We start from the raw sequence: 10,241 nt of genomic DNA, 5'->3' as shown, positions 1-10,241 counted from the left end.
CAGAACGGTGACGGTATGCAAGCTCGCGTTGCGGTGCTCGAGGCGTTGGCGCAATCGACGGATCGGCGGCTCACGATGATCGAGCAAGATATGCGCTCGCTGCTGCGGCTCACCCTCGGGGGATATGTGGTGACCGCTGGCGCAGCGCTGGGCCTCGCCGGGATCATGGCGAAGGGTTTCGGCTGGCTGTAGCCACGTGAACGGCTGTCTCGAAGACGCCGCGGCAAACTCCGATTGCTGGCACGCCGCAGCATTGGACTTGCCAGCCCGGCCGTATCGAAGTGAAAGCGCGCCGCGCAATACGGCGTCAGCCGTCTTTGGCAGCGTGCGCAGCACGAGGCGGAGGCGGGCTTGCTTCAAACGTGAAGCCGATAACCCGGCAGATTCTGCCGAGTTAGTCGAATCAGTTTTTCCTCTCCCGCCTTTGCGCTCGGGCTCCGGGTAAATCATCGCGATCGCCATCGCGCGTTGCCCCTTCGTCATGCCCGGCTTTCGTAGCGGCATTCGAGAGGCGCTTTGTGGGCGCCTCGGTCTAGTTACGACGGTCGACGGCAATAGCGTATGCACGGTCGAGAGACTCGGCGCCGTCACGCACCGCGTCGACTAGCTCCGGCGCCCATTGCAAAACGGCGCGCGCCTCTCTCACGCGCTGCATTGCTAAACCGCCGGAACCGGCGATTAAGGCAGCCTCGGATTTGTTGCCCTTGCCTCGCAAATCGGGTTCGGGATAAATCTTCGCGACCCCCATCGCGCGCTGGCCCTTGGTCAAATGGCGGCGGTTGACGTTCTTGCTGATGATGTAGGCGACGGGATCTTCGCCGTTCGGGATAAACCTGTACCGGCGGCGGTACTAGTTTTCGCCGCTCGGCGGGGGGCCGCGTGAGCAGAAATTGAGTATCGATGCCGATACTCAATCGCGCAAGGAAGCGGGCGACGAAAGCCGGCCCTACGCGTCGCCAGTGTTCCCGATCGGGATTTCGAGCGGCAAATCGAGCTACACGCTCGCGCCGCGCACCCCACGCACGAGCACCTTCGGCCGCGTGCAGTAGGACAGTGCGTTCATCTGGCTTGACAAGTGTATGCCCTTGCCATTTTGCATCGGCCATTGGCGAGAATAGCGCGGCAATCCGACGGTATTAACCGTGTCGCTGTAATCAGCCGGTCCGTAGACTGTACGGAACAAGCCCGGTGCGCCGATCGGGAAAACGCGCGCTTCGTCCGGATCAATGAACGGCGTTCCGTTGAAGCGGCCCCTGTAGTTTTCCCACGTTATGCCGCCGTAATTGAAAGTTCGGTATGCCATTCCTTCGCGGAGTTGCGGCGCCTCGCTCTGCGCGAGATAGACTTCGCGCACTTCGGGTGAAGCGATCAGATCGTCGAAGAAGCGATCGCCGGCGAAGGCATAGATGCCCGAAAAACCGAGCCCTTTGATCGCATCGGATACATATCGCACGACTTCGGTTGCCCGGCGGCGAATCGCGCCGCTCGGACCATCACCGGTTAGATCGAACGTGATGGTATCCGGCTCGGGCATGTCGAAGAAATCGAACAGGTTGTAAAGGGTTGAACCATCCCCATTCAGGATGTGCCCGCGGATCGCGCCGATACGTTGGTATTCGAGAGTCGGATCGAGCCGCAGGCGCACGTGATCGGCAAGGCGCTCCTCGACTTGTCGTTGAACTGATTGAACTTGCGATTCGGAACCAAATGCCCGAACGGACTGTACTTCGTCGGCGTACACCGAATCGTCGACCTCGTAGTGCGGAATTTTGAGCGACCGCGCCGTACGACGCTCTTTCGCGATCGTGTGACCCGGACCGCCACGCGGCGTCGGGTCGAGAATGCGGATCGTGCCGCTAATTTCTTCCAGAAGGACGTCGAGTGTCGCGACGCCTCGCTCCTCCCAGTTGATAATTTCACCGGCGCGGCCGGGAATGTACTCTTGCCGATTGATCGCATCGGTCAGGCTCAGAACCGAAAACGCGTCGCTCTGGAAAACATCGAGTACGCCTGCCATGATGTTGGCTTCCTCTTGGTTGTGGATTCATTAGCCGGCGCGCCGAGCGCGCCGCTCGCGCAATTGCTTCACGCGCTCGGCGCGCTCGGCGTACATCTCGCTCGCGATCTGCTCGCTCGCCTGGATCTGCGCTGCGGTATCGAGCAGCGCGATCGCTTGCTCAGCCGTTAGATCGGAGTTGAACGCGATGTGTGTCCTCAGTTGCTCGCTACCGACCGATACGGGATGCGCCAGGATGCGCGCGATCCGGCGGCGCTCCGCCGCGACGAGCGCGGGCGGGTCCAGCGACGCGACCTTCGGGCGCGTCTCGAAACCCTCGGCGAACCCGTTCGCGAAATGGTTAAGGTCCAGCCCGGTGAGTCCGTGCCGGCGACCGGCTTCAGCGCCGCAGGCGAGGTTCGGATCGGTTTCGGTCATGGGTATGCTCCCTTGGATCAGTGGACGGTCGGCCGTTGCGCCTGCACTGCTCCGCGCATCTGTGCTTCGATGAGGCGGGCGCGGGCATCGTGCAGCCGGGCGGCGCAGATGCGGGCGAGCCCTTCGATACCTTCTTTCGCCGTCGGCCCGTCGAGCGCCCGCAGGCGGCGTGTGGTGCGTTTCGCGAGCACCGGCGACCAGTCTGCCTCGGAGCGGCTCTCGGGAAGCAGCATGGCGCCCAGGAACGCTGCGGCGACCGGTAGGACAGTCTCGGCTTTGCGGTTCAGGAACTCGTCGAGCGCCTCATCGGGTAGCGGCTCGATCCGGTCGAAGCCGGTCGGCGCCAGGATCGTACGCAGATGGAGAACCATCGCCCGCGGGCAGCGGAGCGGGTCCGCGATCGTGTAGCGGCGCCCACCGATCACGATCATGCCGGCGGCTCCCACGTGCCACGCAGGCGCGATCCGAGCGGCCAAGACGGCCAGACAGACATGCTCGCGCCCCGTGCGCTCTTAGCGCGTCTGCAGCGCCCGCGGCGGCATTGCCGCGTCGCGACCGTTTCACGCGAAACGTAGAAGCTAGCTTCATACAGCGCCCAGCGCATCATGCCTCGCCCGCCATTGCCCGGCGGACCGCGGCACCGATCGCGCCGGCAAGGTGAGCCGACCAGTAGCGTTCGTCTAACCCGCTCGGAATCAACAGCGCGCCGAGCGTAGCCGGCAGGTCCGCCCGAAGCAGCGACCGCAGCGCGAGCGCACGTGCCGCGGGCGCATGGCGGAAACTGATCGGGCGGTACGTCGTGTGCCCGACGCGGATGCGAAAGAGGTGCCGGTCGCGCCGCAGCGGTAGCTGCGTCCACCGGCAGTCGGACTCGGAAAGGAGACGAGCACCGACGGTTCCAGCGCTCGCGCTCGCTCGATCGCAAATGCTGGACATCATGATGACTTCGCCGTACGCCGGCGGGCACTTGGCGCTGGCTCGGCGGGCGGCGGACGCCGGGCGCCGATTGCCGCCCCGGCTCGGTCGCTCACTGGATCGCGTGCACGGATTCGCGCCGACGGCCACTCTGCGATGAGTGACGGCGCCACGTCGCGCGCGCGCCGGCGGATCTCGCCGACCAGCACCGCCGACAGTTTGAAGCCGTCTCCGGCGCCCGGGAGCCATTCCATGCTCGCGCCCTCGGCGTAGGCCGTCGCGGCCATCAACTCCTGCGGCACGTCGCGTCGAGCGCGCAGCACGGTCGACAATTCGGCGAAGTGAACAGCGACGCGCGTCCGCTCGATCGCGAGAAACGTTCGCCGCAACTCCTCGTCCTTGAGCCCGTGCGCGAGCGATAGAAGCTCGTAGCGCGCCGGCTCGCCGTCCTCGGCGGGCTCGATGGCGCTCTGCATGATCGCGGTACGCAAGCGGTCGCGCGAAACGCCTGCGATCGTCGCAGCGCTCGTCACGGAAAGCGTCAGCGGCATGTCATGACTCCGCGGCGCGCCCTTACGCGGTACAAAAAGTCGATTTCTCCGGGGTCCGAATTACTCCCGGATGGTGCTTTTTTGCCCGGAAGGACCCAAAACATAACCCGCGGGTTATTCTTTAAGTGCTTCATGCCGCCTTCTCCCACGCCGTCAGGATCGCAAGCGGATCGGCATCGACGCGACGCAGCACATGCGCATGGCATTCGGCCTCGATGCGGCAGACTAGCGATTCTTCCTCGGCCTCGGCCCGGAAGCGATCCGCCTCAAGCCGCTTGATCCGCTCCGCACGCTCGGCAGGCAGCAAGCCATCGGGCAGACCGAGCGTATCGATACGCTGCATGATGGACGCATGCAGAGCATCTATGCCCATAGCATCGATAAGCGTCGGCCATGTGAGATCCGGCCACGCCGCGTCGCGGTTCACGGGATCGATGACTTTTGCGAACCGTTCACGCGTGCCGACCGATCGATCAAGCGTGGCTTGCAGTTGCGCGCGGAGTAGTCGATCGCGCTCTGCTTGCGGCCAAGGTGCGTCGCGCGTCGTGGCGATCTCGGCCGTTAGCTTGGCGATGGTTTGCCGCTGCCGATCGAGCGGTTTCATGGGAGGATCGCCGCTTCGCAGAATGGCGCTCATGGTGCGAGTCCGCGCATCTGTTCGCGTAGCCGGGCGCCATCGGTGCCAAGCGCTTCGACGAGTCGATCGATCGTTGCGAGGATGATGCGTCGGTCCGATCTCGGTTGCTTCTGTGCCTCGGTCGCGCGCTCGATCTCGGCTTCGACTTCGGCGAGCACCTGCTTCGTCTCGGTTAGCTCACGGGCGATGCTTGGTTCGTTGGCCGGATCGTTCGCCGTGCCGGGCTCGGCATAGCGATTGAGCGCTTCGAGTTGCGCTTCGAGGTGAGGGAGCTTACGCGCAAGCTCGCCGCGTAACCGTTGCTGCCCGTCAATGTGGGCATTGGTGGTATCAAGCTCGCCGGCCAACGCGTCGGCGATGGCGGCGAATTCGCGGAGCTTCTTGCGTCCGAACGGTGAGGCTTGCGCTGACATCGCTGGCTCCCGGGTTCACGGGAACGCTACCACCGTTCGACACAATCTGTTTGTCGCGAATTGGCGCGATTTGTAGGTCGACGCCCGATGCGCGGGTGAGAACCCATGCGGCGATATCGCGAAGGTCGTACCGGATCTCGGGCAGGCGATAAAACCGCGGACCCTCGCCCGTCAGGCGCCAGTTGCGCAGCGTGTTCGGGTGCTTTCCGAGCAGGTATGCGGCGGCGATCTCGCCCACCCATACACCCCCGATGTGCTCGTGCCCGGGTGCGTCGGAGTCATCGAGCATCGCGATGAAACGCGCAACCCATTGATCGCGCGGGTCGGGATCTGCCCTAGCGGGCATCGCCATCGCCTCGGGTACGGGTGCGCGCGCCACCCCCTATATACCCCCGGCCGAATGTGGCAATTCGGCGCCGGGGGCGCCGATGCCATATAGCCGTCGTATTCGTTTCGCCAAATGTGGCAATGTGGCGCTCCCCCTCTGGCGTGAGCATCACGCGCGAGCCCTTATGACCGTTCGGGCGTCGATATGCGACTTCCTCGATCACGCGAATTTGGCAAAGGTGCTCGATTTCGCGCCGAAAGCGGCGCACCGCAGCCTTGCCGGAACGCATCGAGTCGGGGAATTCAGGGCACTCCCTCAGGACGTGATACGCGGTCCTAGAACCCTGCATGGCGAACGGAACGACTATCGAGCGCTGCGCGCATCCGCGCAGCGCGAGCAAGATGCCGCGACGCTCGTCGCGCTGCAAATGCATGCGGTCAAAGTGAGACGGCGCCGTCTCGGGCAGGAACATGTGCGCCTCGGCATCCCAGCGCCACGCGATAGTTTGGTCCACGGGGCCGAGATTGGATTTTTGGAGTTCGAGGAGCAGCCGGCCGGTGCGCTGCGGTCGATCACTTCCCTCGTCACGCTCTGTTTCCGGGTAGAGATACCAGCGTGCGCGGGCGCTATTGTGCCAGCCCGTCGAGCCGGAGTAGCCCTCAGTGGTAGCTGCGTTACTCGCCGTCGGTTTGGCGACGTGCCCGATCAACAGCACCGCGCCGTCATCCGGGTGAATCAGCGCAATCAGAGCGTTTACAAATCGTTTGACCTCCGGGCGGGATATCTCGCTGCCGCCGTATGTGTCGCTGATCCCGTCGATGCATAGCACTTGCGCTTCGGTTGATTGCATGCGCGAATCGAGTTCGCCGTAGGCGGCGGTAAATGCTGCACCGCTGCGATCGGGCATCCACAGCACGCTGTCATGGCCGACTAAGTCGAGCATCATGAGCCAACCATCCAAATCGCTCATCCTGACGCCGAGATGTCGGCATATGCGCTCTAGACGCCAGTGCAGCACGCGCTCTCGATCCTCGCAGGAGAGATACAGCACGCGTCTGCGGAACGTTGCGATGCCTGCGAAAGGAAGGCCGAGCGCGATGCACACCGCGAGATGCAGCGCGATAGCCGACTTGCCAGCGCCGCCGTGCCCCGCGAGCAGTGTCGCGTAGCCCGCTGGCAGCCAATCCGCGAGAATGAAGTCGGGTTCCATCGGCGTTCGGCGCGCGAGCGCCGTCAAGTCGAGAGGCGCCGGCCATGCGATGTCATTGGGTGGTGAGGATGGCGTGACGCCGGCCCTCGATGTCTGTGGCTCATATCGCGCCACACTGCGCGCGATGCTACGCACCTCATCGTCGACGAGCGGCGGCTCGCAGCGGGTCGAATTTTCGGCGAGCAGCGCTGCCTCGATAGCCTCGGGCGACATACCGCGACGGCGCATCGAACCGGCCATGCTGGTCAGCGCTGCGTTACGCCCGCCGGCTATGATTCGCGCACCGTCGTCCGTTCGCTGCCATGTGCGCGCCCTTGGCGTATCGATTAGGGTGCGCCACAGAACGAGCAACGCGGCCGGGATTGTCGGGATGGCGTCATACGATCCTGCGCCCGCCCACGTATACGGTTGTTGCGTCTCGGGATGCATCGACGGCGGAAGCACATCCTGCACCGTCGCGCCGTCTCGGGACGCGCAGCGCAACTCTAAGCCGCTGCCCTCGGGCTTGACGGTCGCCAGCGCGCGCGGAAGCCGATACAGCAACTTCGCCCGGCCTGGACGGCCGGAACGGATCTGCACCGCATCGTCAGCCGCGAGCAGTGCCCCAAGATCGATACCGCGCTCGCGCAGCCACACATCGGCGGAATCGTAATCGTCGATATCCAGCGCGCACGTCGGGGACGGCATGCAGTACGCATGCGCGAGCCCGAGGTTGCCGCCATTAACGCGGCGCGCCGCATCCTCCGCGAGCACGCAGCGCTCGCGCGTCTGCCATCCGGGTGTCGTGGGCGCCTTGCTGCCGGCCGCGATGGGCACCAGCGCCAACCCGGCGCGGACATACTCGACGGCGGCGTCGCCCATCATCACGCGACTCCGCGGATGCGGAACTTGTCGCGGCCATGGACGTAGCGAATCCTCGTCATGGCCGGGGCGGGCTCTTATCCTCCAACGCCGCGACGACCACGGCTGGGAGTAACTGCTCAATCGCTGGCATGGATTTAAGAAAAGCGCGGGCTTCTTCGGACGAGAGAGCGCCGGCCGCTAGCTGCGTGAGTTGCCCCGCTGCAACTTTATCGATGGTTGCCTTTGCCTGCCGGACGCGCGATTCGATTTCGGCCTGCGCTACCCGGCGCAACTCCGTGCGGCGCTGAAGGATGGCGTTCTCGCCACGTGATGACCAGTAGAAGTGCAGCGATGGCCTGAACTTTCCGCGAATGCCGAGATCCTGGCAGCGCACCTCAAGTTCAGCGTCGGCGGCTTGAACTTTTCGCTCGGTCTCGCGTACCAGTGCCGCCCAAGCTTGCTCTTGCGGGCCATACTTGGCGGCGAGTTCGCGCTCGACATTAGCTAGTCGCTGCGCCGCCATTGCGTCGACGTCGGTCTTGGCGACCTTCGCTCGAAGACGCACGAGCCGGGAAAGTTCGGTCCGCTCTACGGCGGTCATCCGCTCGCCGCTCTTTGCGGGCACTTGCGCGCAGCTCGCGGCTGCCGCACTATGCGCGCTGCGTTGTCTTTGCCTTTGTGATGTGCCTTCGACGCCCGCCTGGTCCGCGGGCGTTGGCATTTGTGGCGGGGGACGCTCGAAGTCGCGCGACATGGCCCGCGCGCCTTACCGTGATAACGCTGTCGTCGTTACCTTACGCTTGCTCGCCCGGGCCGGCGTGCGCATGCGTAAGGTGCGCATCTGTTCGCTGCGCTGTGCGGCCGCGATCTCCCGCTGCGCGATGCGAGCGGCCCTCCATGCCCGAACTTCATCCGCGATCCACCCCACCGAGCGCGGAGTAAGTTGTACCTGTCGCGGAAACGGACAATCAACCGCCCGCATAGCGCGGTAGATCTGCAACTCATTGAGCCCCGTCTCGTTCATCACTTGGGGCATGCGCCAGATGTAGGCGTCTGGGCTCGGACGCGGCGACTTCGGGGTATTGCGCGGCTTGCGTTGGCTTGCGGACGTGCTCACCGGATTGCCTCCATCGCTGATTGCGTGGCGGCAAGTTACTCCAGGTTCGGGCTGCGTGTCAAAAGTTCCTCTTTCTAATCAATTAATTACCTTTCGGTTACTGAACATAGAAACAGTAATAACCTTTGGGTTATGAAATTCTGGCTCATAGGGGGTTTGATCCGGAATTATGCTGTTCATATAGGGCCGCAATGCTAAACGCATTGGCAATTATGCGCAAAGCATGAAATGATGGTATGCCGCGAAATCAGTGGGTCAGCCGGCCGCGGCACGCAATGAAATGACCTTGCCGGTCCCGTCCTTCCCACAATACGCCGCCCAGGCTTCCATGAGCTTGCGCCGGCGCTCCAATAGATCGCCCCGCTGGTAGGCGGCTTCGGTCTTGTCCTTCAGCGTGTGAGCCAGTGCCGCTTCGGCAATCTCCCTCGGAAAATTCGTTTGCTCCGCGCACCAATCGCGGAACGTCGAGCGAAATCCGTGCGTCGTGAGTTCTGCATGCCCCATTTCGTCGAGCAGTTCGAGGCACGCGGCGCCGCTCAAGGGAAGCCCTACCTTCCATCCCGGGAAGATGTAATCCGATTGCGCCTTTTCCTGCTGCACCTTCAGCACCGCGCCGGCTTCCTTCGTGAGCGGCACGCGATGTTCCTTGCCTGCCTTCATTCGATTGCTCGGGATCGTCCACACGCGCGCCTCGAAGTCGATCTCGCCCCATTGCGCGTTGACCGCTTCCGATACGCGCGCGGCAGTCAGGACGATGAACTCAAGTGCCTTTGCCGAGACACCCTCACGATTGCGAAGCTCGGCCATGAACGCCGAAAGATTGGCGTAGGGCATTGCGGCATGGTGCTTGACCTTCTGCACTTTGGAGCGCATCGGCAGCAGTTTGTCGAGATGCCCGCGCCAGCGCGCCGGATTGTCGCCTTCGCGATAGCCGCGCACGGTAGCCCAGCCGAGCACGTTCTCGATGCGCCCGCGCAGCCGCGTCGCTGTTTCGGTCTTCGTGTACCAGATCGGTTCGAGCACCTTCATGACGAGCCCGGTATCGACGGCCGCCACGGGCAGCGCGCCGAACACGGGCGAGGCATAGGTCGCGAGCGTCGCGGTCCACTGGTCCGCGTGCTTCGGATTGCGCCATCCCGGCTTGTGCGCGTCGATGTACGCTGTCGCGCAGGCATCGAACGTCATACCCTTCGCAGCACTCACAGCGACCGACTTCTCGCGCTCGCGCTTCGCCTGCAGTGGATCGCCATGCTCGGCGAGCAGTGCGCGATACTCGGAGGCCTTCGCCCGAGCGCGGTCAAGCGCCACTGAGTGCAGCGCGCCGAGCCCTAGATCGGTTGCCTTGCCGGCGCGCTCGTAGCGGAAGATCCAAGACTTGTTGACGGGCTCGTCGACGCGCAGGTACAGATTGCCACCGTCGGCATAGAAGCCGGGCTTGCGAATCTTCTGCACGAACAGTGCCGTTAACCGGTGTATCCCTCGCCGCGCCATAGTCGTCGCCTCGCTCGATCCCCAAGTGGGTTTGGCGGAGATATCTTCCGCCAAAGCCTCGTCCCAAGTCCGATCCCAAGTTCAGGCGCGCACTATGGTGAAACGAGGTGCAAGGCGACGATAGCACAACTTATTGATTGATAGTCAAATATGCTACGTGATGACAGGCAGTGAAGTAGTCTGTTTCCAGACTCCCTCTCCGCCAGCGGTTTGCGCGCGCTTCAAGGCTTCGTCGTCGGACGCCCGGAATGGGCTGGTCGTGCGCAAGCGCGCAACAGGGGCGAAACCGCTGTCGCTAAACA

At 63.7% G+C, this 10,241-nt stretch carries 11 protein-coding genes and 1 pseudogene; all 12 read right to left on the bottom strand.

The features are described from left to right. Positions 1 to 532: 532 nt before the first annotated feature. The 12 genes and pseudogenes from GEV05_28660 to GEV05_28605 all read right to left on the bottom strand — a co-directional run bounded on the left by GEV05_28660 (position 533) and on the right by GEV05_28605 (position 9,939). On the bottom strand, positions 533 to 769 hold the full coding sequence (locus GEV05_28660) for a hypothetical protein (protein ID MPZ47263.1): 237 nt from the start codon (positions 767 to 769) through the stop codon (positions 533 to 535). Positions 770 to 994: 225 nt separating this feature from the next. Further along, positions 995 to 2,017 (bottom strand): major capsid protein, encoded by a 1,023-nt coding sequence (locus tag GEV05_28655; GenBank protein MPZ47262.1) that lies wholly within the window; start codon positions 2,015 to 2,017, stop codon positions 995 to 997. Between the two features lie 30 nt (positions 2,018 to 2,047). Then, positions 2,048 to 2,434, bottom strand: a complete 387-nt coding sequence (locus GEV05_28650; protein MPZ47261.1) for a hypothetical protein — start codon at positions 2,432 to 2,434, stop codon at positions 2,048 to 2,050. A 17-nt stretch (positions 2,435 to 2,451) separates the two neighbouring features. Continuing rightward, positions 2,452 to 2,865 carry a hypothetical protein gene (locus GEV05_28645; GenBank protein ID MPZ47260.1) on the bottom strand — a complete coding sequence of 138 codons (414 nt, stop codon included), beginning with the start codon at positions 2,863 to 2,865 and terminating at the stop codon, positions 2,452 to 2,454. A gap of 504 nt (positions 2,866 to 3,369) precedes the next feature. Beyond that, positions 3,370 to 3,900, bottom strand: coding sequence for a hypothetical protein (locus GEV05_28640; protein MPZ47259.1), 531 nt, complete (start codon positions 3,898 to 3,900; stop codon positions 3,370 to 3,372). 130 nt (positions 3,901 to 4,030) lie between these two features. Beyond that, the gene (locus tag GEV05_28635) at positions 4,031 to 4,504 is read right to left on the bottom strand and encodes a hypothetical protein (protein ID MPZ47258.1); all 474 of its coding nucleotides are present in this window, start codon (positions 4,502 to 4,504) and stop codon (positions 4,031 to 4,033) included. Positions 4,505 to 4,533: 29 nt separating this feature from the next. Further along, on the bottom strand, positions 4,534 to 4,884 hold the full coding sequence (locus GEV05_28630) for a hypothetical protein (protein ID MPZ47257.1): 351 nt from the start codon (positions 4,882 to 4,884) through the stop codon (positions 4,534 to 4,536). A gap of 157 nt (positions 4,885 to 5,041) precedes the next feature. Further along, positions 5,042 to 5,239 (bottom strand): annotated as a pseudogene (locus GEV05_28625) (hypothetical protein). A gap of 46 nt (positions 5,240 to 5,285) precedes the next feature. Then, positions 5,286 to 7,352, bottom strand: a complete 2,067-nt coding sequence (locus tag GEV05_28620; protein ID MPZ47256.1) for an AAA family ATPase — start codon at positions 7,350 to 7,352, stop codon at positions 5,286 to 5,288. A gap of 55 nt (positions 7,353 to 7,407) precedes the next feature. Then, on the bottom strand, positions 7,408 to 7,932 hold the full coding sequence (locus GEV05_28615; GenBank protein MPZ47255.1) for a hypothetical protein: 525 nt from the start codon (positions 7,930 to 7,932) through the stop codon (positions 7,408 to 7,410). 165 nt (positions 7,933 to 8,097) lie between these two features. Next, the gene (locus GEV05_28610) at positions 8,098 to 8,448 is read right to left on the bottom strand and encodes an AlpA family phage regulatory protein (GenBank protein ID MPZ47254.1); all 351 of its coding nucleotides are present in this window, start codon (positions 8,446 to 8,448) and stop codon (positions 8,098 to 8,100) included. 255 nt (positions 8,449 to 8,703) lie between these two features. Beyond that, a complete protein-coding gene (locus GEV05_28605; protein ID MPZ47253.1) occupies positions 8,704 to 9,939 on the bottom strand; it encodes a tyrosine-type recombinase/integrase in 1,236 nt (411 codons plus the stop codon). Between the last annotated feature and the right edge of the window lie 302 nt (positions 9,940 to 10,241).

The sequence above is a fragment of the Betaproteobacteria bacterium genome (genome assembly GCA_009377585.1).
Classification (GTDB): domain Bacteria; phylum Pseudomonadota; class Gammaproteobacteria; order Burkholderiales; family WYBJ01; genus WYBJ01.
The sequence above is the reverse complement of the archived record's forward strand: the minus strand, read 5'-3'. Positions and strand labels throughout refer to the sequence as shown.

Coding starts and splice junctions, on each gene's coding strand:
- GEV05_28650 (MPZ47261.1), bottom strand. CDS start 2,434: ATGACCGAAACCGATCCGAACCTCGCCTGCGGCGCTGAAGCCGGTCGC.
- GEV05_28640 (MPZ47259.1), bottom strand. CDS start 3,900: ATGCCGCTGACGCTTTCCGTGACGAGCGCTGCGACGATCGCAGGCGTT.
- GEV05_28615 (MPZ47255.1), bottom strand. CDS start 7,932: ATGACCGCCGTAGAGCGGACCGAACTTTCCCGGCTCGTGCGTCTTCGA.
- GEV05_28645 (MPZ47260.1), bottom strand. CDS start 2,865: ATGATCGTGATCGGTGGGCGCCGCTACACGATCGCGGACCCGCTCCGC.
- GEV05_28620 (MPZ47256.1), bottom strand. CDS start 7,352: ATGATGGGCGACGCCGCCGTCGAGTATGTCCGCGCCGGGTTGGCGCTG.
- GEV05_28605 (MPZ47253.1), bottom strand. CDS start 9,939: ATGGCGCGGCGAGGGATACACCGGTTAACGGCACTGTTCGTGCAGAAG.
- GEV05_28655 (MPZ47262.1), bottom strand. CDS start 2,017: ATGGCAGGCGTACTCGATGTTTTCCAGAGCGACGCGTTTTCGGTTCTG.
- GEV05_28635 (MPZ47258.1), bottom strand. CDS start 4,504: ATGAAACCGCTCGATCGGCAGCGGCAAACCATCGCCAAGCTAACGGCC.